The organism is Micromonospora phytophila (assembly GCF_023656545.1).
In the GTDB taxonomy this organism is placed as follows: domain Bacteria; phylum Actinomycetota; class Actinomycetes; order Mycobacteriales; family Micromonosporaceae; genus Micromonospora; species Micromonospora phytophila.
In genome coordinates this window covers 1-22,876 of record NZ_JAMOKF010000023.1, presented here as the reverse complement: position 1 = coordinate 22,876, position 22,876 = coordinate 1, and the positions used below count along the sequence as shown (strand labels likewise).

General features: G+C 74.3%; 23 protein-coding genes. 10 read left to right on the top strand and 13 right to left on the bottom strand.

The genetic code is table 11. From position 1 onward, the window contains the following. Positions 1–49 precede the first annotated feature (49 nt). Entirely contained in the window at positions 50–3,319 is a 3,270-nt protein-coding gene (locus tag NCC78_RS32425) for a P-type ATPase actuator domain-containing protein (protein ID WP_372495069.1), read from the top strand. 54 nt (positions 3,320–3,373) lie between these two features. Here NCC78_RS32425 and NCC78_RS05965 read toward each other — a convergent pair whose 3' ends face one another. Continuing rightward, positions 3,374–3,961, bottom strand: a complete 588-nt coding sequence (locus tag NCC78_RS05965) for an O-methyltransferase (RefSeq protein WP_250792188.1) — start codon at positions 3,959–3,961, stop codon at positions 3,374–3,376. 301 nt (positions 3,962–4,262) lie between these two features. On the opposite strand from NCC78_RS05965, the gene NCC78_RS05960 reads away from it, so the two are divergent. Together NCC78_RS05960 and NCC78_RS05955 are read left to right on the top strand one after the other, a co-directional pair. Further along, positions 4,263–5,582: a S1C family serine protease gene (locus NCC78_RS05960; protein ID WP_372495068.1), complete on the top strand. Its 1,320-nt coding sequence runs from the start codon at positions 4,263–4,265 to the stop codon at positions 5,580–5,582. Positions 5,583–5,653: 71 nt separating this feature from the next. Then, on the top strand, positions 5,654–6,076 hold the full coding sequence (locus tag NCC78_RS05955) for a twin-arginine translocase TatA/TatE family subunit (protein WP_250792185.1): 423 nt from the start codon (positions 5,654–5,656) through the stop codon (positions 6,074–6,076). Positions 6,077–6,243: 167 nt separating this feature from the next. On the opposite strand, the gene NCC78_RS05950 is transcribed toward NCC78_RS05955, so the two are convergent. The 3 genes from NCC78_RS05950 to NCC78_RS05940 form a co-directional block, all read right to left on the bottom strand. After that, entirely contained in the window at positions 6,244–7,392 is a 1,149-nt protein-coding gene (locus NCC78_RS05950) for an Mrp/NBP35 family ATP-binding protein (protein WP_250792184.1), read from the bottom strand. Between the two features lie 157 nt (positions 7,393–7,549). After that, on the bottom strand, positions 7,550–8,158 hold the full coding sequence (locus NCC78_RS05945; RefSeq protein ID WP_250792183.1) for a DUF1003 domain-containing protein: 609 nt from the start codon (positions 8,156–8,158) through the stop codon (positions 7,550–7,552). Beyond that, the gene (locus NCC78_RS05940) at positions 8,151–9,437 is read right to left on the bottom strand and encodes a magnesium transporter MgtE N-terminal domain-containing protein (protein WP_250792182.1); all 1,287 of its coding nucleotides are present in this window, start codon (positions 9,435–9,437) and stop codon (positions 8,151–8,153) included. The genes NCC78_RS05945 and NCC78_RS05940 overlap by 8 nt, the downstream gene beginning before the upstream one ends. Before the next feature lie 33 nt (positions 9,438–9,470). On the opposite strand from NCC78_RS05940, the gene NCC78_RS05935 reads away from it, so the two are divergent. Further along, positions 9,471–10,340 (top strand): PhzF family phenazine biosynthesis protein, encoded by an 870-nt coding sequence (locus tag NCC78_RS05935; protein ID WP_250792178.1) that lies wholly within the window; start codon positions 9,471–9,473, stop codon positions 10,338–10,340. A 46-nt stretch (positions 10,341–10,386) separates the two neighbouring features. After that, positions 10,387–10,896 (top strand): hypothetical protein, encoded by a 510-nt coding sequence (locus tag NCC78_RS05930; protein WP_250792177.1) that lies wholly within the window; start codon positions 10,387–10,389, stop codon positions 10,894–10,896. A gap of 144 nt (positions 10,897–11,040) precedes the next feature. On the opposite strand, the gene NCC78_RS05925 is transcribed toward NCC78_RS05930, so the two are convergent. Beyond that, positions 11,041–11,775, bottom strand: a complete 735-nt coding sequence (locus NCC78_RS05925) for an HAD family hydrolase (protein WP_250792175.1) — start codon at positions 11,773–11,775, stop codon at positions 11,041–11,043. A gap of 104 nt (positions 11,776–11,879) precedes the next feature. Here NCC78_RS05925 and NCC78_RS05920 point away from each other — a divergent pair, with 104 nt between their 5' ends. After that, the gene (locus NCC78_RS05920) at positions 11,880–12,842 is read left to right on the top strand and encodes a DMT family transporter (protein WP_250792174.1); all 963 of its coding nucleotides are present in this window, start codon (positions 11,880–11,882) and stop codon (positions 12,840–12,842) included. A gap of 24 nt (positions 12,843–12,866) precedes the next feature. On the opposite strand, the gene NCC78_RS05915 is transcribed toward NCC78_RS05920, so the two are convergent. Both NCC78_RS05915 and NCC78_RS05910 read right to left on the bottom strand, forming a co-directional pair. Then, positions 12,867–13,640, bottom strand: a complete 774-nt coding sequence (locus tag NCC78_RS05915; protein WP_250792172.1) for a GNAT family N-acetyltransferase — start codon at positions 13,638–13,640, stop codon at positions 12,867–12,869. A gap of 40 nt (positions 13,641–13,680) precedes the next feature. Further along, entirely contained in the window at positions 13,681–14,505 is an 825-nt protein-coding gene (locus NCC78_RS05910; RefSeq protein ID WP_250792171.1) for an SDR family NAD(P)-dependent oxidoreductase, read from the bottom strand. 126 nt (positions 14,506–14,631) lie between these two features. Between NCC78_RS05910 and NCC78_RS05905 the strand changes: the two genes are divergently transcribed. Then, the gene (locus NCC78_RS05905; RefSeq protein ID WP_250792170.1) at positions 14,632–15,588 is read left to right on the top strand and encodes an HpcH/HpaI aldolase/citrate lyase family protein; all 957 of its coding nucleotides are present in this window, start codon (positions 14,632–14,634) and stop codon (positions 15,586–15,588) included. A 55-nt stretch (positions 15,589–15,643) separates the two neighbouring features. On the opposite strand, the gene NCC78_RS05900 is transcribed toward NCC78_RS05905, so the two are convergent. After that, positions 15,644–16,183: a DUF4190 domain-containing protein gene (locus NCC78_RS05900; RefSeq protein ID WP_250792169.1), complete on the bottom strand. Its 540-nt coding sequence runs from the start codon at positions 16,181–16,183 to the stop codon at positions 15,644–15,646. A 187-nt stretch (positions 16,184–16,370) separates the two neighbouring features. Between NCC78_RS05900 and NCC78_RS05895 the strand changes: the two genes are divergently transcribed. Beyond that, on the top strand, positions 16,371–17,201 hold the full coding sequence (locus NCC78_RS05895; RefSeq protein WP_372495070.1) for an SDR family NAD(P)-dependent oxidoreductase: 831 nt from the start codon (positions 16,371–16,373) through the stop codon (positions 17,199–17,201). Between the two features lie 27 nt (positions 17,202–17,228). Here the strand turns inward: NCC78_RS05895 and NCC78_RS05890 are convergent, their stop codons facing one another. Further along, positions 17,229–17,738, bottom strand: coding sequence for a DUF4190 domain-containing protein (locus tag NCC78_RS05890; protein WP_250792163.1), 510 nt, complete (start codon positions 17,736–17,738; stop codon positions 17,229–17,231). A gap of 174 nt (positions 17,739–17,912) precedes the next feature. Here NCC78_RS05890 and NCC78_RS05885 point away from each other — a divergent pair, with 174 nt between their 5' ends. After that, on the top strand, positions 17,913–19,109 hold the full coding sequence (locus NCC78_RS05885; protein ID WP_250792161.1) for an acyl-CoA dehydrogenase family protein: 1,197 nt from the start codon (positions 17,913–17,915) through the stop codon (positions 19,107–19,109). A gap of 38 nt (positions 19,110–19,147) precedes the next feature. Here NCC78_RS05885 and NCC78_RS05880 read toward each other — a convergent pair whose 3' ends face one another. The 4 genes from NCC78_RS05880 to NCC78_RS05865 form a co-directional block, all read right to left on the bottom strand. After that, positions 19,148–19,921: a hypothetical protein gene (locus tag NCC78_RS05880; protein ID WP_250792159.1), complete on the bottom strand. Its 774-nt coding sequence runs from the start codon at positions 19,919–19,921 to the stop codon at positions 19,148–19,150. Positions 19,922–20,168: 247 nt separating this feature from the next. Next, entirely contained in the window at positions 20,169–20,576 is a 408-nt protein-coding gene (locus NCC78_RS05875) for a CoA-binding protein (protein ID WP_250792157.1), read from the bottom strand. Further along, positions 20,537–21,325 (bottom strand): hypothetical protein, encoded by a 789-nt coding sequence (locus tag NCC78_RS05870; protein ID WP_250792155.1) that lies wholly within the window; start codon positions 21,323–21,325, stop codon positions 20,537–20,539. Before NCC78_RS05870 ends, NCC78_RS05875 begins: the two co-directional genes overlap by 40 nt. 23 nt (positions 21,326–21,348) lie before the next feature. Beyond that, positions 21,349–22,395, bottom strand: a complete 1,047-nt coding sequence (locus tag NCC78_RS05865; protein ID WP_250792153.1) for an Rv2578c family radical SAM protein — start codon at positions 22,393–22,395, stop codon at positions 21,349–21,351. A gap of 101 nt (positions 22,396–22,496) precedes the next feature. Between NCC78_RS05865 and NCC78_RS05860 the strand changes: the two genes are divergently transcribed. Beyond that, positions 22,497–22,876 (top strand): thiol-disulfide oxidoreductase DCC family protein (locus NCC78_RS05860; RefSeq protein ID WP_250792151.1); only part of this gene is annotated, 380 nt, incomplete at its 3' end.

Genomic DNA, 22,876 nt, shown 5'->3' with positions numbered 1-22,876 from the left:
GTGGCGGCAGCGGAGGGCCTGGCCGGCGCCTGTCCGGTCGTACTCCTCGATGACCTCGCTGGGCCGCGCGGCCGGTCACCTCCTCCCACCGGTCGCCGTGCCGCGCCTGGTCGGTGAGGCGTCCCGGCATGTCGGCTCGACCGCCACCCGGTGGGCCCGGATGGCCGGGCTGACCCGACGCCGGGTCTGGTCTCGCTCCGGCCGGCACCACATCGAGGTGCACGGCGTCTGCCAGGACGGCGGCGACACGCTGGCCCGGCAGGTCGAGGCGGCGCTGGAGCGGACGCCCGGGGTCCAGTGGGCCCGCGTCAACGCCCCGTCCGGCCGGGTGGTGGTGGCCGTCGGCACGCCGGAGCCGAAGCTGCGCGACCTCATCGCGACGATCGCCCGCGCCGAGCGAACCTGCCCGCACGAGCCGGACCCGGAGATCGCGCCGCCGCACCCGCCGGAGGAAGGCCCCCGGACCCCCCGCACCCTGGGCGCGCTCGCGTCGGACGCGCTCGGCCTGACCATCTCGGCCGCCACCCGCATTCTGCCCTTCACGCCGGTGCCCGGCGAGGTCGCCGGACTACTCGGCGCAATCGACCTGCACCCGAAGCTGCACGCGCTGGCCGACCGCGGGCTGCGCGCCGACCCCCGCGCCGAACTGCTCTTCCCGCTCGCCGAGGCGGTCGTGCAGGGCCTGACCGGAGGCTGGACCGGGATCGCGCTCGACGGCGTCCAGCGGGTGGTGCAGTGGGGCGAGGCACGCGCCCAGCTCAGCGCCTGGACGAAGGCCGAACCCCGGCTGACCGGCGACCCGGAGCGGGCCGTCGCCCGGGCCCCGAAGACCGAGCGCCCCCGACCGAAACCGGACGGGCCCGCCGAGAAGTACGCCACCCGGATGATCGCCGCCGGCGCGGCCGCCGCGGCCGCCGCCACGCCGGTCGTTGGCCGGAAGCGGGCCGCCGCGCTGGGACTCGCCGCGCTGCCCAAGGCCCCCGGCAGCGGACGCGAGGGGTACGCGGCGCAGCTCGGCCGCATCCTTGCCCGGCGCGGGGTGATCGCGATGGACCGCACCGTGCTGCGCGAACTGGACCAGATCGACACGCTGGTGCTGGACGCCGCCGTGCTCGGCTCCGACCGCGGGGTGCTGGCCGACCTGGCCCCGCTGGCCGGGGCCGACACCGAGCAGGTGGCGGGTCGCGCGTTCACGCTCTTCGACCCCGCCGCGCCGGCGGAGCTGCGGCACGCCGACGGCTGGCGGCTCGGGCCACTGGCCCGGCTGGACGCCGACGATCCGGGCGACACCGTGGACAGCCGGCGGCTGCGCGACCGCGGCGGCAACCTGCTCGGCCTGGCCGACGGCGACACCCTCGCCGCGCTGCTGCGGGTGGAGCCGGAACCGGCGCCCGGCGTGGACGCCCTGCCGAGCGTCGCCCGCCAGGCCGGCCTGCGGGTGGTCGTGGCGGGCGACGACGGCCAGCGGTACGGCTTCGCCGACGCGTACCTGCCCGGCGGCGACCGGCTGGCCGAGTCGGTGCGGACGCTGCAACGCGACGGCGCCGTGGTGATGGTCGTGTCCGCCGACCGCGCGGCCCTCGCCGTCGCGGACTGCGGCCTGGGGCACGCCGGCCCCGACGACCTTCCGCCCTGGGGCGCGCACCTGCTGGTCGGCACCGACCTGGGGGTGGTGGCGCTGCTGATCGAGGCCGCCGGGGTGGCCCGCCGCATGACCAGGCAGAACATCGGCCTCGCGCTGGCCGGCACCGGCCTCGGCGCGCTGGGGGCGTTCACCGCCGACCCCGCCCAACTGCCCGGCCGCTCCCTCTCCGCGATCAACGGCGCGGCCGCCCTGGCCTTCGCGCACGGGGTGTTGCGGGCGCGCCGGCTGCCCGACCGGACGGAGTTCCCCGCCCCGACGATCACCGCCTGGCACCTGATGCCGGCGCGGACCGTCCTCGACCAGCTCGGCAGCGGCCCGGACGGGCTCACTACCGCTGAGGCCGAGCACCGCCGCAGCGGCGGGACCGGCGAGCCCCCCGGGCCGACCGGGCTGCTCCGCGCCTTCGTCGACGAGCTGGCCAACCCGCTCACCCCGGTGCTCGTCGCCGGCGCGGTCCTCTCCGCGACCTTCGGCTCACTGGTCGACGCCGCCCTGGTGGGCGGGGTGGTCGGCGGATCCGCGCTGCTCGGCGCGGTGCACCAGCACAACACCGAGCGGTCGCTGGCCGAGCTGCTGTCCCGTTCGGCGGTGACCGCCCGGGTCCGCCGGGACGGCGCGGAGCAGGTGCTGGCGGCGGAGGACCTGGTGCCCGGAGACGTGCTCGCCCTGGAACCGGGGGACGCCGTCCCGGCCGACTGCCGGGTGCTGGAGTCCGTCGGGCTGGAAGCCGACGAGTCCTCACTGACTGGTGAGTCCCTGCCGGTGGGCAAGACCGACCAGCCGGTGGTCGCCGCCGCCGTCGCCGACGTCGCGGACCTGCACCTGCGGGTACGCGAGCCGGACGAGCTGGCGGCCGAGGGCTTCGGCGGGATCCTCGCCGTCGGCGGCGGCTCGGCCAGCGGTCCGCGCCTGGTCGAGCTGGACTGGCGGCCGGCCGACGCGCGCACCCACGTGGTGCTGGTGGGCAAGGGGATCACCTTCGACACCGGCGGGATCTCGATCAAGCCGGTGCCCGCGATGAAGCTGATGCGCAAGGACATGGCCGGCGCGGCGGCGGTCGTCGCGGCCACCCTCGGCGCGGCGGCGCTGCGGCTGCCGGTCCGGGTGACCACCCTCGCCCCGCTGGCGGAGAACATGCTCAGCGGCTCGGCGTTCCGCCCCGGCGACGTCGTCCGCCACTACGGCGGCACGACCAGCGAGACCACGAACTCCGACGCCGAGGGGCGGCTGGTGCTCGCCGACGCGCTCGCCTACGCCGTCCGGGAGCTCAAGCCCGACCTGCTGGTCGACCTGGCCACCCTGACCGGGGCGAACGCGGTCGCCCTCGGCAAGCGCACCGGGGCCCTCTACAGCGAGAACGACGCCCTCGCCGCCGACGTGCTGGCCGCGGTCCACGCGGCCGGCGAGGCCGCCTGGCGGATGCCGCTGCCCACTGACTACGTCGAGCACCTCGGCAGCGAGCTCGCCGACCTGCACAGCTCCCCGGACCGGGGCGCCGGCTCGGTGATGGCCGCGCTCTACCTGCGCGAGTTCACCGGTGAGCTGCGGGACCGGTGGCTGCACGTCGACATGTCCGCGCCGTCCTGGGCCGAGGGCGACGACGCCGAGCTGACCAAGGGCGCGACCGGCTGGGGCGTACGCTCGCTGCTGCGCTGGCTGGGCACGCTGGGCTGACCGGCCGGCGGCGCGGGGCCCCCGCGGAGGCGGTGCTCCGGCCCGTGGCTCAGGTCAGCACTTGACGGCGGCGAGCAGCCCGTGGCCGACCGGCAGCAGCGCCGGGATCCAGTGTTCCGACTCCCGGATCGCCTTGACCGCCTCGCGGATGGTCACCGTCTCCACGTCCCGGGCCGCCGGGTCGCCGATCCGGCCGCCGGCCAGCGTGCCGTTGAGCGCCAGCACGCCGCCCGGCCGCAGCAGCCGCAGTGCCGCGTCCACGCACGCGGCGAAGCCGGTCGACTCCGCGTCCACGAAGATCAGGTCGTACGCGCCGTCGGCGAGCCGGGGGAGCACGTCCAGCGCCCGGCCGGTGATGATGCGGGTCCGGCCGGCCGCGAAACCCGCCTCGGCGAAGATCCGTCGGGCGATCCGCTGGTGCTCCACCTCGACGTCGATGGTGGTGAGCACGCCGTCGGCGCGCATGCCGCGCAGCAGCCACACCCCGCTGACCCCGGTGCCCGTGCCGATCTCCACCACCGCCCGGGCGCTGCCGGCCGCGGCGAGCAGCCGCAGCGCGGCGCCCGCGCCGGGGGTCACCGCGTCGAGGCCGACCTCGTGGGCGAGGCTGCGGGCGGTGCGCAGGACGAGATCCTCGGTCACGTACGACTCGGCGAACTGCAGAGCCTGGGTCGTCGACGTGCCGGAACCGGCGACCGTGGCGATGGGACACCTCCGGGCGGCGCGAGTGGTGCGGGGGGCGGGTGGGCACTGTGAGCCTAGAGGCGACGCCGAACGGGCGCAGCCGCGCATCCGCCACCTGACGATCACGGGCCGCAACCGCTGACTCCACCCGCGGCATCCGTGTAATCCTGGAAGCGGTATTCCGTCGATCGCGACCGCGTGACCCCGTCACCCGGTCCGTGGAGCGCGGGATCCGGGGACGGGACTGGGAGGCACCGACGTGACCGACGGCTGGGACTGGCGCCGGCCCGGGGGAACCCCGGCACCGGCGCGATCGCCGGGGCCCGGGTATCCGCCCGTGGGGTCGCCGTCGGCGCCGCAGGGAGCCGTCGGCGCCACGCCGTCGCCCTGGTGGTCCGACGCGCTCACCGACCCGTGGCGCGACCCGAACGCGCCCGCCGCCGTGGTGGTGCCGATCGCGCCCGGCACCGGCACCGAGCCGGAACCGGTCAGCGACCCGGACGCGCCGGGCCGGCCCACGCTGCGGCAGTTGCTGCTCGTCCCGCTGATCACCGCACTGCTCGCCGGCAGCCTCGGCGGCGCGCTCGGGTACGCCTTCGCGGTGCGCGGCGGGGCCGGCGTCGGCACGGTGCTCGGCGCCGACCCGCAGGCGCCCGCCCTGGCCCAGCGCCGACCCGAGTCGCTGGCCGGAGTCGCCGAACGGGTGCTGCCCAGCGTGGTGACCGTCCGGGTGGCCAGCCTCGGCGGCACCAGCGAGGGCTCCGGCTTCATCGCCAGCGCGGACGGCCACGTGATCACCAACGACCACGTGGTGGCGGGGGCGGCCGGCAAGGCGTCCGTGATCTTCAACGACGGCAGCTCGGCCCCGGCCACGGTGGTGGGGCAGGACCCGGAGTCCGACATCGCGGTGATCAAGGTCTCCCGGACCGGTCTGCGCCCGGTCGAGTTCGGTGACTCCGACGCCCTGGCGGTGGGCGACCCGGTGCTGGCCATGGGCTCGCCGCTCTCGCTGGCCAACACGGTCACCGCCGGCATCGTCAGCGCGCTCGACCGGACGATGCAGGCCGGCGAGCCGGGCGGCCCCACGCGCTACTACGCGGCCATCCAGACCGACGCGGCCGTCAACCACGGCAACTCGGGTGGGCCGCTGGTCGACGGCGCCGGCCGGGTGGTCGGGGTCAACTCGACGATCAAGTCGCTGGTCTCCGACGGGCAGGAGGCGGGCAACATCGGCCTCGCCTTCGCCATCCCCATCAACCAGGCAAAGCGGGTCACCCAGGACATCATCGGCACCGGCAAGGCCCGGCGCACGGTGATCGGCGCGCAGGTCGGCGGGCCCGGGGCGGGCGCCGGCGCGGGCGTACGGCTGGCGATGGTGGAACCGTCCGGACCGGCGGCCGGGGCGGGGCTGAAGACCGGCGACGTCATCCTCAAGCTCAACGGGCGGCCGATGACCGAACCGACCGACCTGATCGCCCTGGTCCGCAAGTTCGCGCCCGGGTCCGTGGTGACCGTCGAGTACCGCCGGGGCTCCGACCGGCAGAACGCCTCGGTGACGCTGGCCGCCGACGCGAAGTGACCCTCACCCCCTCCCCGGTCGGCGTCCGACGTGCGTAGTCTTGCTGCTGATGCCGAGAGGAGGCCCGCGCAGTGTTCGACAACCTGAACTGGTGGGAGATCGGTGGCCTGCTGCTCCTGGCGCTGCTGATCTTCGGTGACCGGCTGCCCGCGGTGATCAGCGACGGCCTGCGGATGGTGCGCAACCTGCGCAACATGGCCCGCAGCGCCACCACCGACCTCAGCCGCGAGCTGGGCACCGACATCCAGCTGGAGGACCTGCACCCGAAGGCGTTCATCCGCAAGCACCTGCTCAGCGAGGAAGACGAGCAGGCGATCCGCAAGCCGTTGCAGGGCGTCTACGACAACCTCCGCTCGGACGTCACCGGCGTGCACAACGAGCTGAAGGACGTCGCCTCCGCCGCCGACCTGCGGCCGAACGGCACCCGCCCGAGCACCGCCACCGGCGGCGCCCCGGCTCCCGCCCCCCGCGTCAGCTACGACGACGCGACCTGACCGGCAGCCACCCGCCGGCCTCGACCCTCCTGCCCACCCGTTCGGGACGGGTCTCCGCGCGCCCCGTGACGTACGCCGGGCGCGACGACGACGGGGCGGCGCTCCCGGAGGAACACCGCCCCGTCTGGCAGCGACAACGGCCGGGCCGGGCCGGGCCCGGCGTACGGTCAGCGGCCGGCGGGCTTGAGGCCCAGCGGCTTGCCGAGCAGCGACTCGCGCCGCACGGCGAGCCGGTCGGCGATCCTGCCCAGCGCCTTCGCGGCCGGCGACTCCGGCTCGGCCAGCACGATCGGGTTGCCCTCGTCACCGGCCTCACGGACCCGGGTGTCGAGCGGGATCTGCCCGAGCAGCGGCACCTGGGCGCCGATGGTCCGGGACAGCGACTCGGCGACCGTCTGGCCGCCACCGGCGCCGAAGATCTCCATCCGGGAACCGTCCGGCAGCTCCAGCCAGGACATGTTCTCGATGACGCCGACGACCCGCTGGTGCGTCTGCAGGGCGATCGCGCCGGCCCGCTCGGCCACCTCGGCGGCGGCGGCCTGCGGCGTGGTGACCACGAGGATCTCGGAGTTGGGCAGCAGTTGGGCCAGCGAGATGGCCACGTCGCCGGTGCCCGGGGGCAGGTCGAGCAGGAGCACGTCCAGCTCACCCCAGTAGACGTCGGCGAGGAACTGCTGCAACGCCCGGTGCAGCATCGGGCCGCGCCAGACCACGGCCGCGTTGCCCGAGGTGAACATGCCGATGGAGATGACCTTCACGCCGTGCGACTGCGGCGGCATGATCATGTCCTCGACGCGGGTGGGCCGGCCGTCGGCGCCGAGCATCCGGGGCACCGAGTGGCCGTAGATGTCCGCGTCGACCACGCCGACCGAGAGGCCACGGGCGGCCAGCGCCGCGGCCAGGTTGACCGTCACGCTGGACTTGCCCACGCCGCCCTTGCCGCTGGCGACCGCGTACACCCGGGTGCGGGAGCCGGGCTGGGCGAACGGGATGACCGGCTCCTCGGCCGCGCCACCGCCGCGCAGCTTCGCCTGGAGCCCCTGGCGCTGCTCGGTGCTCATCACGCCGAACTCGATCTCGACGCCGGTCACGCCGGGCACCGCGCCGACGGCGGCGGTGATGTCGTTGCGCAGCTTGTCCTTCAGCGGGCAGCCGGCCACGGTGAGCAGCAGCTCGACCCGTACCACGCCGCCGTCGCCGATCTCGGCGGAGCGGACCATGCCCAGCTCGGTGATGGGCCGGCGGATCTCCGGGTCGTTGACGGTGGCCAGGGCGGCCTGGATCGCGTCGGAGACGGTGCTGACGGGTGCTGACATGCCCGCAATGCTACGTCGGCGGCGATCCGGCACGGCCGCCAGCGGGGGCCGGTGTGAGCCAGTCGATGACGGCGGTGAGGCTGGGCGGCGTACCTCGCGAAGTGGGGCGTCCGACGCGGTCCCTTACCCGCCGTGGGGCGGGGCGACACCCACCCGTTCAGCCTTCCGCGCGGCCGTCCCGGGCCCAGTCGCCGTCCAGGTCGTCGCGGGGCTCGCCCAGGCCCTCGCCGCCGACCGTGCGCTGGCCGCCCTTCTCCTGCTGGCGGCGCTCTAGCCGCTGCCGGCGCTGGGCCGCCTCGTCCATCTCCTCGGCCAGCCGGGCCAGCTCCGAACGGAGGAAGTCCCGGGTCGCCACCTCACCCATCGAGTTGCGCAGCGCGGCGATCTCCCGGGTCAGGTACTCCGTGTCCGCCTTCTGCAACGTCGCCCGGCGGCGGTCCTCCTCCAGGGCCACCCGGTCCCGGTCCGCCTGCCGGTTCTGGGCCAGCAGGATCAGCGGCGCCGCGTAGCTGGCCTGCAACGACAGGATCAGGGTCAGGAACGTGAAGGTGTACGGGTCGAAGCGCAGGTTCGCCGGGGCCAGGGTGTTCCAGGCGAACCAGAGCGCGATCACCACGGTCATGTAGACGATGAAGTTCGCCGTGCCCATGCCCCGGGCGATGCCCTCGGACCACCGGCCGAACGCCTCCGGGTCGAACCGGGGCAGCTTGAGGCCCCGGGGCTCGCGCGGCTGGTCCAACCGCTCGCCCCGTCGCTGCTCAGCCATCCGTGCCGTCCAGCACCGCGTCGGAGGTGACCGGGCTCGGTGCGGCGTCGCGGTCCCGCCAGTCCCGGGGCAGCGAGTGGTCCAGCACGTCGTCCACCGTCACCGCACCGACCAGCCGGTTGCTCCGGTCGATCACGGGCATGGCGACCAGGTCGTAGGTGGCCATCCGGCGGGTGATCTCCGGCAGCGGGGTGGTCGGCCGCAGCGGGTCGATGTCGTTGACCACCACCCCGCCGAGCAACTCGGCCGGCGGCTCGCGCAGCAGCCGCTGGAAGTGCACCATGCCGAGGTAGCGACCGGTCGGGGTGGTCATCGGCGCCCGGGTCACGAACACCTGGGCGGCGATGGCGGGGGAGAGGTGCGGTTCCCGGATCCGGGCGAGCGCCTCGGCGACCGTGGCGTCCGGCGGCATGATGACCGGCTCCGAGGTCATCACGCTGCCCGCCGTGCCAGGGGTGTACTTGAGCAGCTGCCGCACCGGGTCGGCCTCGCCCGGCTGCATCAGGTCGAGCAGCACGTCCTGCTCCGGCGGCGGCAGCTCGTTGAGCAGGTCGGCGGCGTCGTCCGGGTCCATCTCCTCCAGCACGTCGGCGGCCCGCTCCCGGTCCAGCGCGGCCAGGATCTCCACCTGGTCGTGCTCGGGCAGCTCGCTCAACACGTCCGCCAGCCGCTCGTCATCCAGCGCCGCCGCGACCTCATTGCGCCGGGCGTCGGGCAGGTCCTGCAGGGCGTTGGCCAGGTCGGCCGGGCGCATGTCCTCCAGCACGGCGAGGAGGTTGGCCGTGCCCCGGTTGTCGGCGATGCCGCTGAGCCCGCGTACCCGTTCCCACTCGACCTGGTGCAGGTGACCACGACGGGTCAGCCGGCCGGTCTGCTCGCGTACGGCCACCCGGCTCAGCGACCACTCACCGCCCCGGCTGCTCTCCATCGCCACGTCGACCACCGAGCCCGGCTGGCCGCCCGGATCGATCTGCACCCGCCGGTCCAGCAGCTCCTGGAGCACGAGCAGCTCGTTGGGGCGCTTCTCGAAGCGCCGCAGGTTGAGCGTGCCGGAGCCGAGCACGACCGCGTCGGCGTCGATCGAGGTGATCCGGTTGATGGAGAGGAAGATCCGCCGGCGCATCGGCATCTCGGCGACCAGGCCGACCACCTCGGGCGGGCGCTGGGTCGGCCGGAGCCGGGCCACCGCATCGCGGACCCGCCCCACCTGGTCGCCGTTCGGATCGAAGACGGCGACTCCGGCGAGACGGGCGATGTAGACCCGGGTCGGCGTGCTCACGGGCACCAGCCTAAGCGCCTAGTGTTTATCAACATGTCGACCTTGGCCTACGAGATCGTGGACGTCTTCACCGACCGCCCGTTCGCCGGCAACCCCCTGGCGGTGGTGTTCGGTGCGGAAGGGCTGGCCACCGAGCAGATGCAGGCGCTCGCGCTGGAGTTCAACCTCTCCGAGACGGTGTTCGTGCTCCCGCCCACCCAGGTCGGTGCCACCTACCGCGCCCGGATCTTCACCCCGGTCGAGGAGCTGCCCTTCGCCGGCCACCCCAGCGTCGGGGCGGCGGTGACCGCCAGCCGCCGGGGCATGTTCGGTGTGGGGCAGATCACCCAGGAGTGCGGTGCCGGGGTGCTCCCGGTCGAGGTCACCGCGACCGGGGCGACGCTGACCGGTGGCAGCCCGACCCTCGGCCCCGAGCTGGACCCGGAGCCGTTGCTGGAGATGGCCGGGCTCACCGCGGACGACCACGTCGGCCCGCCGCCCCGGGTGGCCGGCTGCGGGCTGGAGTTCCCGTACCTCCCGGTGCGTCCGGACGCGGTGGCCCGCGCCCGGGTCAACGCGGCGGCGGCACTGCGGTACGGGGTGGAGCACGTCAGCGTCTTCTCCTGGGACGCCGCCGCGCAAACCGCGCACGCCCGGGTCTTCGTCCCCGGGCTCGGTGTGCCGGAGGACCCGGCCACCGGGTCGGCCGCACTGGGGCTGGGAGTGTGGCTGGTGGCCAGCGGCCTGCTGCCCGGCGACGGGCGCGCCGCGTACACCGTCCGCCAGGGCATCGAGATGAACCGTCCGTCCTCGCTGGCCTGCACCGTCACCGCCGCCGGCGGTCAGGCGCTGGGCGCGACCGTCGCCGGCCAGGTCATGCCGGTCGCCCGGGGCGAGATCATGGTCCCGCCGTTCGTCGGCTGACCGGGCGGCGCTGACGGGACCGGGCCGGGTGCGGGAGGATGCGGGGGTGACCGACGCGGACCGGACCACCACACCCCTGGTCGACGAGGCGACGAAGAAGGCCGCCGTAGCGTGGGTGAACGTGCCCGGAGGCCCGGCGCTCGCCCTGTGGTGCACACCCCTGGAGGGGGCGCTCCTCGTGGTCAGCGGCCCCGGCGAGCAGGCCGCGCCGGGTCTCGCCGACGCGACGGAGGCGCAGGTGACCCTGCGCGGTGACCACGGCGGGCGGATCGTCACCTGGCCGGCCCGGGTGAGTCGACTGGTGCCGGGCAGCGAGCACTGGGACACCGTCGCCCCGCTGGTCGCGGCCAAGCGGCTGAACGCTTCCGGGCCGACCACCGCGCTGGTGGAACGCTGGGCGGCCGACGGCTGCGCGCTGAACCGGCTGACCCCGGCCGGGGAGGCGCTCGCCGGCGACGAGCTGCCGGCGGACTCGCTGGCCGAGGTGCCCCGGGAGGCGCCGGGGGTCCGGGTGACCCGCAAGCCGTTCCGGCTGCACCGGGTCCGCCGCCGCTGAGCCCACCGCCCACGCCGCTCGACGACGCCGGCCGCCGCCGGACCGCCCGACGGTGTGTCGGGTCGCCCCGACCTGACGGTGTGTCGGGCCACCCGGGCCGTCCGGCCGCACCACGCCGCGGTGCCGCGTGAGCGGTGCGATTGCTCAGGGTGCGGCGCAGCCGGCCGGGACGGGAGCACCCGCCGGCACCGCCGTCCCCGTGACGGCCAGGTCGACCACCTGGTCCAGCGAGCGCAGCACCGGCCCGATCCAGGCGTCGTCGGAGTTGAACACCATGTGGTCGGCGAGATCCGGCGCGGCCAGCCGCACCGCGGTCATCCCGGCCCGGTCCGCCCCGGTCAGCTCCTGGCTGCCACCGTCGCCGACGTAGAGGCAGTCCGCCGGTTCCAGGCGCAGCCGCCGGCACGCCGCCAGGTAGAGCGCCGGGTCCGGTTTGCAGCACCCGACCTGGACGGAGAAGACCCGGACGTCGAGCAGCGGGGCGACCGGCAGCTGCGGCAGGAACGCCGGCAGCTCGTGGGTGCAGTCGCTGATCACCCCGGTACGTAGGCCCCGTCGCCGCAGCTCGGCCAGCATGGGCACCGCCTCGTCCCGCAGCCGGGTGTCGGCGCGTACGGCCCGGTGGCGGGAGGCCACGGCGGCCCGGACGGCGCTCTCCGAGGGATGCACGCCGGCCTGCTCGCACACCCAGCGCAGGGTCGCCTCGGCGCTGCCGAGCCGCCCGCTGGCGCGCTGGTAGAAGGTGCGGTCGAGGACGTCGACCAGCGCGTCGGGCGGGCAGCCGAGCAGCTCGGCGGTGGACCGGTGGGCCACGCCGCGCTGGACGGAACGGGTCAGCGTGCCGAAGAAGTCGAACAGCACCGCCTGGTACGTGGACATGGGGAAGCGCCTCCGGGCGGTAGGGGTCGCCGGCGCGGACGGGCATGATCGTAACGGAGTGCTGACGGTACGTGGTCGCCGGTGTCGTGTGAGGATTGCTCCCCGTGTCCTCCGTTGCGCACCGTCCGCCGCTCGACCCGGTGACCACCGGGGCGCTCGCCCTGGCCGTCGTGGCCGTGTCGTCGTCCGCGCCCCTGATCGCGTTCGCGGCGGCCCCCGCCCTGGCCGTGGCGTTCTGGCGCAATCTGCTCTCGGCCGCCGTGCTCGGCCCCGTCTCGCTGGCCCGCCGGCGGGCCGAGTTCCGGTCGCTGACCGTCGGTGCCGGTCGGCGCGAGGGCGTCTACTGCGTCCTGTCCGGGGTGGCGCTCGCCGCCCACTTCGCCACCTGGATGCCGAGCGCCCAGCTCACCTCCGTCGCCGCGGCCACCGCGCTGGGCGCCACCCAGCCGGTCTGGCAGGGGCTGATCGCCCGCGGTCAGGGCCGCCGACTGCCGGTCGTGGTCTGGGCCGGCATCGGGGTGGCGGTCGCGGGAGCCGCCCTGGCGACCGGGGCGGACTTCGCCGCCTCCGGCCGGGCCTTCGCCGGTGATCTGCTCGCGGTGACCGGCGGCATGTTCGCGGCGGTCTACACCGCGTTCGGCGAGCGGGCCCGGGCGACCATCAGCACGACCACCTATACCACCATCTGCTACGGCGTCTGCGCACTGCTCCTGCTGGTGGTCTGCCTGGTCGGCGGGGTGCCGCTGACCGGGTTCGACACCGGCACCTGGGCAGCCGTGCTGGCTCTGGTGGCCGGCGCCCAACTGCTCGGGCACTCGATGTTCAACTACGCCCTGCGGCGGGTCACGGCGACCACGGTCAGCGTGCTGGTCCTGCTGGAGGCCCCGGGCGCGGCCCTGATCGGCTGGGTGTGGCTCGGTCAACTGCCCCGGGCGCTCGCCCTGCCCGGTCTGGCGCTGCTGCTGGCGGGCGTCGCGGTGGTGGTGCTCGGCGGCGCCCGTGCCGCCCGCCGTGCCGCCCCGGTGCCCACCGCCGTCCCCGCCGACGCCGGCCCACTGAGTGGTTAACTTCCCGGCCCGGCTCCCCGGTCGTCAGACCTCGTGCACCTCCAGCACGCGGCCGGTCGGGGTGCCGTCACCGAGGCTGGCCCGCAGCGCGGCCCGCTCCGGGTCCGCCCGGAACGCCTCCCAGCCGGCTCGCGAGTCGAACCGGAGCAGGTGCACCTCGGTGCGCCCGTCCCCGGTGCGCAGCCGGCGCTCCACCCGCCCGCCGTGCCGCCCGAGCAGGTCGAGCACCGTGTCCTCGTACCGCTGGCCTGCCTCGACCGCGTCGGCGGCCAACTCCACCAGCGCGACCACGCGCACCGCGGCGGCCGGGTCGGTGACCAGCGACTTGAAGAAGTGGTGGTCGACGTGGCCGCCGGGGATGCCCTCCCGGCGCCCGGTGTCGAGGTAGCCGTGCCGGCGGTAGAACCCCGGCGCCTGGAACGAGAACGAGGAGACCGAGATCTGGGTGCAGCCGCGGCGGCGGGCCTCGGCCTCCGCGGCCCGCAGCATCCGCCCGCCCCAGCCCTCGGCCCGGCGGTCCTCGCGCACCCAGACCATGTTGATGCCGGCGCAGTCGCCCCAGCTCCACCCGGTGAGCCCGGCGACCAGCTCGCCGTCCGCGTCGGTGACCCGGACGGAGAGGTCCGCCTCGTCGTGGGCCCCGGTCGCCCGGTTGTTGAACGCGGTCAGCTCCCGGCCGAGCCGGTCCTCCAGTTCCTTGTCCGCCCCGAGCACGCGCAGCGTGACGTCGGCGGACCCCTCGACCGGGTCACGGTCGGTGTGCGGCGCGGTCGTCCCGGTGTCACTCCCCGTCGTCATGGGGCGCAGTATCGCAGCGCCGGGCTGCGTGAAGACACCGCTATTCGGCGATGCCGACCGCCTCGGCGCTGGCCGCCCAGAGCCGGGCGGCGAGCTGCGGGTCGGCCGCCTTGCGCAGCGGCCGGTGCAGCCGGCGGTTGTAGTAGTAGGCGCCGTTGACCAGCCGGGCCGGGTCCTGGTTGGCCAGCCAGACCAGCGTCTCCGCGCCCCGCTCGGGGCTGCGGAACGGCAGGAACCGCATGCCCAGGGCGACCAGCCGGCTGTCGTTCCCGAACCGGGTGCGCACGACCCCCGGGTGGAAGCAGTACGCCGGGATCCCCGGCCAGCGCCGGGCCGCCTCGGCGGTGAAGAGGATGTTCGCCTGCTTGCTGGTGCCGTACGCGGTCATGGCGCGGTAGCGGCGCAGCGGCGCGTTCAGGTCGTCCGGGTCGAGGGCGCCGCTGCGGTGCGCGCCCGAGGCGGTCACCACCATCCGGCCGATCCGGTCCCGCAGCAGGTTGCTGAGCAGGAACGGGGAGAGGTGGTTGGCCTGGACCGACAGCTCGAAGCCGTCGACCGTGGTGAGCGGCTGAAGCACGATCGCGCCCGCGTTGTTGGCCAGCACGTCGATCCGGTCGTACGCCTCGCGCAGCTTCCCGGCCAGCCGGCGGACGTCGTCGAGCACCGCGAAGTCGGCCCGGAACAGCTCGGGCCGCTCACCGGACACCTCCCGGACCTGCTCCGCCGCGGCCTGCAGCCGGGCCGGGTCCCGGCCGACCAGTACCACCTGGTCACCGCGGCGCGCCAGGTCGACGGCGGCGGCCAGGCCGATGCCGGAGCTGGCCCCGGTCACCACCACGAGTCGACGCTCAGTGAGATCTTCCACAGGTCCATTCACCCCGGTCACGGCACGAGGTTACCGTGGCGTCACAACGCCCTTTGGGATCGTTAAGTTCTCGGCTTTCATCAGGTGGCGTCGGCGTGCCCGCCGGACGCTGGAAGGAGCGCATCCATGGCCGCAGTCGGTCGCCCCCGCCGGTCCTGCCTCGCGGTACCGGGTTCCAGCGTCAAGATGCTCGGCAAGGCCCAGGGCCTCCCCGCCGACCAGGTCTTCCTCGACCTGGAGGACGCGGTCGCCCCGCTGGCGAAGCCGGACGCCCGGAAGAACATCGTCGCCGCCCTGAACGACGGCGACTGGGCCGGCAAGACCCGGGTGGTCCGGGTCAACGACCTGACCACCCCGTGGACCTACCGCGACGTCATCGAGGTGGTCGAGGGCGCCGGCGCCAACCTGGACTGCATCATGCTGCCGAAGGTGCAGAACGCCGCCCAGGTGCAGTGGCTGGACATGACGCTGACCCAGCTCGAGAAGACCCTGGGCCTGGAGGTCGGCCGGATCGGCATCGAGGCGCAGATCGAGAACGCCGCCGGCCTGGTCAACGTGGACGCCATCGCGGCCGCCTCGCCGCGGGTGGAGACCATCATCTTCGGCCCGGCCGACTTCATGGCCTCGATCAACATGAAGTCCCTGGTGGTCGGCGCGCTCATCCCCGACTACCCGGGCGACCCCTACCACTACATCCTGATGCGCATCCTGATGGCCGCCCGGATGCACGGCAAGCAGGCCATCGACGGCCCGTTCCTGCAGATCCGCGACGTGGACGCGTTCCGCGAGGTGGCCAAGCGCTCGGCGGCGCTGGGCTTCGACGGCAAGTGGGTGCTGCACCCGGGCCAGATCGACGCCGCCAACGAGGTCTACCAGCCGGCCCAGGCCGACTACGACCACGCCGAGCTGATCCTCGACGCGTACGAGCACTACACCTCGGAGGCCGGCGGCAAGCTCGGCGCGGTGATGCTCGGCGACGAGATGATCGACGAGGCGTCCCGCAAGATGGCGCTGGTGATCTCCGCGAAGGGCCGCGCCGCCGGGATGACCCGCACCTCGACCTTCACCCCGCCGGCGGAGTAGCCGCCCCCCGTTCCTCCCGTGCCGCCCCGATCCGCGTCGGGGCGGCACGGTGCTGTCAGTAGCTGCTGCTGCTGGACTCGCTCTGCCAGATGGCGAAGCCGATCAGCGCCACGTAGAAGAGGATCAGCAGCACGAACAGGCCGGTGAGGATCCAGCCGACGATGATGGCGGCCTTCGCCATGCCCTCGCCGCCCTCGCCGGTCTGCTGGATCTGCTTGCGCGCCACGTGTCCGAGGATCGCGCCCACCGGTGCGGTGATGCAGGAGGCGAGACCGACCAGGGCCAGCACCAGGGCGGCGATCGCCAGGCCGTTGGTCTTCTGCGGCGGGGCGTAGCCGTAGTTCGGGTAGGCCGGCGGCGGGTAGGCCCCGGGCGGGTAGGCCCCGGGCGGGTAGGCCCCGGGCGGGTAGGCCGCGGGCTGGCCGGAGCCCGGCTGCGCGGCGTACGGGTCCACGGGGGCGTACGGGTCGGCGCCGGTGGGCTGGGTGGGGATCGGGTGACCGCTCACCGGGAGGGTCGGGTCGACCGGCGGGGCCGACTGCTGGCCCGACCACGTCGGTTCGTTCGAGCCGCCGGACGGCGGGGGATATGTCATTCGTCTTCTCCGTTGGGTGCGGGTGCGCCGTCAGGGTAGCCAGACCGGTGCAAACCCGGGACCCGACGCACCCGGGTGCCGCGTTGCCCGGGCCGGGGGAAGCGGGCAGGATCTCGGCATGGTCATTGACTCGCGAGCCGCGGACCGCTCCGGCAGCCGACCGAGACGGGACGTGAGCCGTCCCGGCCTGGCCCGGCGCAGCCGGGCGACGGCGGGTTCCGCCGGCATCGACGAACCGGCGCCGCTGCCGGAGCCGGTGACCCTCCGGCTCGACGGGAAGGTCGCCCTGGTCACCGGGGCCGGCAGCCCGGACGGCATCGGGTACGCGACCGCGCGCCGGCTGGCCGATCTCGGCGCCCGGGTCGCCATCGTCTCCACCACCCGGCGCATCCACGAACGCGCCGGCGAGCTGGGGGTGACCGGCTTCGTCGCGGATCTCACCGACGAGTCGGAGGTCGGCGCGTTGGCCGACGCGGTCGCCGAGCAGTTGGGCGACGTGGAGGTGCTGGTCAACAACGCCGGTCTGGCCAGCCGGGCCAGCCCCGAGGTGCTGCGCCCGGTCGCCCAGCTCAGCTACGACGAGTGGCGCGGCGAGATCGACCGGAACCTGACCACCGCGTTCCTGTGCAGCCGCGCGTTCATCGGTGGGATGGCCGAGCGGGGCTGGGGCCGGATCGTCAACCTGTCGGCCACCGCCGGGCCGGTCAACGCCCTGCCCACCGAGGCGGCGTACGCGGCGGCCAAGGCGGGCGTGGTCGGGCTGACCCGGGCGCTGGCGATGGAGATGATCGCCGACGGGGTGACCGTGAACGCGGTCGCGCCCGGCACCATCCACACCGCCGCCTCCACCGTGGCGGAGATCAAGCAGGGGCTGGGCACCCCGGTCGGCCGACCCGGCACGCCGGACGAGGTCGCCGCGGCGATCACCTTCCTCTGCTCGCCGGCCGCCTCGTACATCACCGGGCAGATGCTGGTGGTGGACGGCGGCAACAGCGTCCGCGAGGCGCAGTTCCGCTGACGCCCGGCACGGGCCGCCGCTGGACGGTCAGTAGGTGGCGCCGTCGTTGCCGGTTAAGGCGATCAGCGCGATCCAGCCGCAGCAGATCAGCAGGCCCAGGGCGGTGAAGACGTAGCTGAGGATCAGGCCCCAGGTGGCGAGCTGGTCGCCCTCCTCGCCCGTGTTGCGGATCTGCCGCTTGGCCAGGTGGCCGAGGACGATGCCGGCGGGGGCGAAGACGAACGCGAAGACCAGCGAGAGGATGGCCAGCACGTTCGTGCCGCCGCCGCCCCGGCCCGGGCCGGACGGTGGGCCGTACTGGCCGTAGGGCACCTGCGGGGTGTACGGCGGCTGGTGCCCCCACTGCTGGCCGTGCGGCTGCTCGCCGGGCTGCTCGTACGAGGGCTGGCCGTACGACGGCTGCTCGTACGACGGCTGCTCGTAGGAGGGTGGCTGCCCGTACCCCGGCGGCTCGGACCTCGCCGGGTCGTGCCCCTGTGGGGGTCCCCACGGCGACGGCCGGTCCGGGTCGGGCGAGCCCGGCGGTGGCTGGCTCACGGGTCTGCTCCTCCTGCCGGTGGTGGCGTCCCTCTTGCCGGACGCTACCCGCAGCGGTGAACCTTTTCACAGCGGTTGTGTGGACTGGTCACCTTGGCGTCGCCGGTCGCGGGACCGATACTGACCCAGCGTTCAGTTACCCACGAGTAATGCGCCGATCCCCCGGAGGCTGAGATGGCCCGACTCGCCCAGACGCCCGGCCTGACCGACGTGCAGCGGTCGATCCTGGAAACCGTCCGGGAGTTCGCCGACAAGGAGATCATTCCGCACGCCCAGCGGCTGGAGCACGCCGACGAGTACCCCACCGACATCCTCGACGGGATGCGCGAGATGGGCCTGTTCGGCCTGACCATCGACGAGGAGTACGGCGGGCTCGGCGAGTCCCTGCTGACCTACGCCCTGGTGGTCGAGCAGCTGTCGCGGGGCTGGATGTCGATCTCCGGCATCGTCAACACCCATTTCATCGTGGCGTACCTGATCTCCCAGCACGGCTCGGCCGAGCAGAAGGCCCGGCTGCTGCCGAAGATGGCCACCGGTGAGGTGCGCGGCGCCTTCTCGATGTCCGAGCCGGAGACCGGCTCCGACGTCTCGGCGATCAAGTCGAGGGCGGTCCGCGACGGCGACAACTACGTCCTCAACGGCCAGAAGATGTGGCTGACCAACGGGGCGTACTCCTCGGTGGTGGCCACGCTGGTCAAGACCGACACCGGCGCGGAGTCGGTCTACGCCAACATGAGCACCTTCCTGCTGGAGAAGGAGCCCGGCTTCGGCGAGACCGCCCCCGGCCTGACCATCCCCGGCAAGATCGAGAAGATGGGCTACAAGGGCGTCGAGACCACCGAGATGGTGCTCGACGGCGTGACCGTCCCGGAGACCGCGATCCTCGGCGGCGCCGACAAGGTCGGCCGCGGCTTCTACCAGATGATGGACGGCATCGAGGTCGGCCGGGTCAACGTGGCCGCCCGCGCCTGCGGCATCTCCATCCGCGCCTTCGAGCTGGCCGTGCAGTACGCCCAGCAGCGCAAGACCTTCGGCCAGCCGCTCGCCCGGCATCAGGCCATCGCCTTCAAGCTCGCCGAGATGGGCACGAAGATCGAGGCCGCGCACGCCCTCATGGTCAACGCCGCCCGGCTCAAGGATGCCGGCCAGCGCAACGACGTCGAGGCCGGCATGGCGAAGCTGCTCGCCTCCGAGTACTGCGCCGAGGTCGTGCAGGAGGCGTTCCGCATCCACGGCGGCTACGGCTACTCCAAGGAGTACGAGATCGAGCGGCTGATGCGGGAGGCCCCGTTCCTGCTCATCGGCGAGGGCACCTCGGAGATCCAGAAGACCATCATCTCCCGCGGCCTGCTCAAGGAGTACAAGCTCTGACGGTGTGCGGGGGCCCTGACCCCGGTCGGGGCCCCCGCTCACCGTGTCGGCTCGACGGTCGGGGCCGGCTCGGGCGCCGTCACCGGCAACCTCACGGCCAGCATCTCCGGCCGCGTCCGGTACTCCTCGATCGCGGCGAGCAGCCGCTCGTCGGAGACCGCCACCCCCCAGCCGCCGACCACCCGCCGCCCGCGCTTTACCGGGGTCCAGACCCGGGGCCGCAGGTACACGCCGTCGACCTGTCCGCCCTCGCGGTGCAGGCGAGCCTGCTCGATGGTCGACCACTCGTGGCACCGCCGGCCCTGCCGGATGCCGTCAGCGGTGAGCGCCAGCGCGCCGGTGAAGCGGGCCACGTCGTAGGCCATCCGTCCCACCAGCACCGCGATGCCCGCCGCCACCACCAGCCGGGCGATTCGGCTCCAGTCCTCCTCGGGCAGCGACGCCAGCAGCATCAACGGCAGGAGGGCCAGCAGGGTGAGGTCCCGGCCCAGCTCGGTCCAACCGACCAGCGAGCGGCGCGCCACCAGCCCCGGTGCGAAGCCGTGCCGGCCCGCCACCCGGGCCCGCCACACCAGCCGGCTCCGTCGCCGCGGCCGCCACCGCCGCGACGACAGCAGCAATGCCCCGGTGAGCAGCCACACGACCAGGTCCACCGAACCGGAGTCCATGGCGTCCAGCGGCAGCCGGGACACCCCCACGGCCACCGCCCCGGTCACCGTCGCGGCGACGGCGAACGCGACCAGCCGGCGGGCCCAGAGCCCGTGCCGGTCGACCCCGGGCGGCCGTTCGGCCTGTGAGGGGCGCAGCGACATGGCCGAAGGGTACGACCACACCGCCAGCGTCCGGCGCGACACATCTGGTCGCCGTCCGGCGCGACACGTCCGGGCCGCCGCCGGCCCCCGAGCCGGCGATCGCCCGACGTCGGACACCGCCCTCGGCGCGGCGGGACGGACGACGGCCGGACCTCCGCGAGCACGGGAGACGACGGTCCCACCGGCATGGTGTGGGCCAGCGGTCCTGCCCACCCCACGCCGGGACGGGCGATCAGGGCGAGCCGGGTCAGCCGAGCCGGGTCAGGCCGGCGGCGGCGCGCTCGACGATCAGGCAGCGGTCCTCGACGTAGTCGATGCCCGCCTCGGTGGCGATCCGCCGGGCCTCCGCCGAGACGATGCCGAGCTGCAACCACACGGCCGGCGCGCCGATCGCCGCCGCCTCGCGGACCACCTCGACGGCGTCCTGCGCCGGCCGGAACACGTCGACCAGGTCCACCGGGTGCGGGATCTCGGCCAGCGAGCGGTAGACCCGCTCACCGAAGAGTTCGTCGGCGGTCGGGTTGACCGGGATGATCCGCCAGCCGTAGCGCTGCATCTGCGCCGGCACACTGTGCGCGGCCTTGCCGGGGTCGCGGGACGCGCCCACGACGGCGATCACGGCGGAGTCGGCGAGGATCTGCTGAGCGGAGCGCACCCGCCGACTCTAACCCCGTTCCTCAGCCGCCAGCCACGAGCGCGCGGCACAGCCGGGCGTACTCCTGCGGGGTGCCGATCGCCGCGCGGTGTTCCGGATGCCGCGCGTAGTGGCGCAGCGCCGCGGCCAGGAACTCCGGGGGCGACGTCGAGGTCCTGGATCCACAGCCGTTGCTCGGCTCGCCGGCCGAACCGCCGCCGCACCAGCTCCGGCCGGGCCAGGGGCAGCCGGAGGAACCCGTCGTTCCGCGTCGCCCACAGCGGCCCGTCCCGATCCAGCGCCGCCCACGGTACGAACACCGCACGCCGCGGCCGCCCGAGGCCGATGCCCTCCGGGGTGACCTCGAGGAGCGGGACGCGTCTCCACCGGTGCACCACGACCCAGGCGATCACCGCCAGGGACGCGGCCAGCGACAGCCACCAGAAGACGTCCCGCTCCCACCGTCTGCCGTAGCTGATCAGTTGGAAGGGCAGCCACGCGATCATGACGACCGGCGGGGTGACCGCCCCGCGCGGCGGTGCGTAAATGGCGGCGCCGCTCGGCGACACCCGGAGTCCGGCCCGGCTCGGCGACCGGAACAGCCAGTACCCGTGGTAACCGAGCAGCAGCAGCAACGGGAAGAGGGCCAGCAGGGCGGGCGTGCCGCGGTCGGCCGCCGAGGCGAGGAACCCCCAGAGCACGCCGAGCAGCACGGCGGTCACCGCGGCGACGCGCTGCCGGCGCAGCGTCCCGCTGGTCATCTCCCGCATGCGGGCAGGGTACGGCGGCTGGGCTACAACAGCGTGAGTTGTTCGGCGGCCGGCGGCGCCGCGGCCTCGGGCAGGCGGCGGTTGTCGCCGTGCTCACCCCGGTGCAGTCCGTGCCGACGGGCCGCGATCCGCACCCGCGCGGTCAGTTCCCGCTGGTACGACTGCGGCGCGTACGCGCCGGAGCGGTAGAGCTCGCGGTAGCGGGGGACCAGGTGGGGGAACTCCCGGCCGAGCCAGTGCGCGTACCACTCGCGGGCGCCCGGGCGCAGGTGCAGCGCCATCGGCGTCACGCTGGCCGCCCCGGCCGCGGCGACCGCCGCCACGGTGGCGTCGATCGACTCGTCGCCGTCGCTGAGCCCCGGCAGGATCGGCGCCATCAGGACCCCGACGGAGAAGCCGGCGTCGGTGAGCGCCCGCACGGCGTCCAGCCGTCGGCGGGGGCTCGGGGTGCCCGGCTCCACGGCCCGCCAGAGCCGCTCGTCGACGAAGCCCACCGAGTAGGAGATGCCCACCCGGGTCACCTCGGCGGCCTGCCGCAGCAGCGGCAGGTCCCGCAGGATCAGCGTGCCCTTGGTGAGGATCGAGAACGGGTTGGCGAAGTCGCGCAGCGCCGCGATGATCTGCGGCATGAGCTGGTAGCGCCCCTCGGCCCGCTGGTAGCAGTCGACGTTGGTGCCCATCGCGATGTGCGCGCCCCGCCAGCGGGGGGCGGCCAGCTCACGCCGTACCAGCTCACCGGCGTTGACCTTGACGATCACCTTCCGGTCGAAGTCCTCCCCGGCGTCGAGATCCAGATAGATGTGAGTATTTCTCGCGTAGCAGTACACACACGCATGGCTGCAGCCCCGGTACGGGTTGATCGTCCACTCGAAGGGGACGCGGGAGGCGCCCGGCACCTTGTTGATGATCGACTTTGCCTGGACCTCGTAGAAGGTCATCCCGGCGAAGCCGGGGGTGTCGAAGGTGCGGGCGATCGCGCCGGGCAGCGCCAGCGGCAGGGGTGGCGTCGCTGGCGCTGCCCGATCGGGGACCCCCTCGTCCGGGGGAGCGGAGAGGTTGTCCCAGCGCATGGCCCTCATTCGAACACGCGTACGAGTGGAACGCAAGCGACCCGGCGTGGTCCCGCCCACCTCGGCGTCCGGCGCGCGGCGTCCGGGTGGAGGATGCAGGCATGGAGAAGTCGACGTTCGTCTACGACGGGGACTGCGCGTTCTGCACCCGGTGCGCCGAGTTCATCGAGCGGCGGATTCCCACCGGCGCCCGGGTGGTGCCCTGGCAGTTCGCCGACCTCGACGTGCTCGGCCTGACCGAGGCGGAGTGCGAGGAGGCGGTGCAGTGGGTCGGCGCCGACGGTTCCCGCGCGGCCGGCCCCGACGCGATCGCCCGGATGCTGGTCGACAGCGGTCCGCTGTGGCGGGTCGCCGGCGCCGGCCTGAAGCTCCCGCCGGTACGCGCCGCCGCGTGGCCCGCGTACCGCTGGGTCGCCCGCAACCGGCACCGGCTCCCCGGCGGCACGGCCGCGTGCGCGCTGCCGCAGGAGGCGCGGGAGCG

What these genes read in the sequence shown, in the direction of transcription:
- NCC78_RS32425 (WP_372495069.1), top strand. Translation starts at nt 50, where the DNA reads ATGACCTCGCTGGGCCGCGCGGCCGGTCACCTCCTCCCACCGGTCGCC.
- NCC78_RS05950 (WP_250792184.1), bottom strand. Translation starts at nt 7,392, where the DNA reads ATGTCAGCACCCGTCAGCACCGTCTCCGACGCGATCCAGGCCGCCCTG.
- NCC78_RS05945 (WP_250792183.1), bottom strand. Translation starts at nt 8,158, where the DNA reads ATGGCTGAGCAGCGACGGGGCGAGCGGTTGGACCAGCCGCGCGAGCCC.
- NCC78_RS05935 (WP_250792178.1), top strand. Translation starts at nt 9,471, where the DNA reads ATGTCGACCTTGGCCTACGAGATCGTGGACGTCTTCACCGACCGCCCG.
- NCC78_RS05925 (WP_250792175.1), bottom strand. Translation starts at nt 11,775, where the DNA reads ATGTCCACGTACCAGGCGGTGCTGTTCGACTTCTTCGGCACGCTGACC.
- NCC78_RS05915 (WP_250792172.1), bottom strand. Translation starts at nt 13,640, where the DNA reads ATGACGACGGGGAGTGACACCGGGACGACCGCGCCGCACACCGACCGT.
- NCC78_RS05905 (WP_250792170.1), top strand. Translation starts at nt 14,632, where the DNA reads ATGGCCGCAGTCGGTCGCCCCCGCCGGTCCTGCCTCGCGGTACCGGGT.
- NCC78_RS05900 (WP_250792169.1), bottom strand. Translation starts at nt 16,183, where the DNA reads ATGACATATCCCCCGCCGTCCGGCGGCTCGAACGAACCGACGTGGTCG.
- NCC78_RS05885 (WP_250792161.1), top strand. Translation starts at nt 17,913, where the DNA reads ATGGCCCGACTCGCCCAGACGCCCGGCCTGACCGACGTGCAGCGGTCG.
- NCC78_RS05880 (WP_250792159.1), bottom strand. Translation starts at nt 19,921, where the DNA reads ATGTCGCTGCGCCCCTCACAGGCCGAACGGCCGCCCGGGGTCGACCGG.
- NCC78_RS05870 (WP_250792155.1), bottom strand. Translation starts at nt 21,325, where the DNA reads ATGCGGGAGATGACCAGCGGGACGCTGCGCCGGCAGCGCGTCGCCGCG.
- NCC78_RS05865 (WP_250792153.1), bottom strand. Translation starts at nt 22,395, where the DNA reads ATGCGCTGGGACAACCTCTCCGCTCCCCCGGACGAGGGGGTCCCCGAT.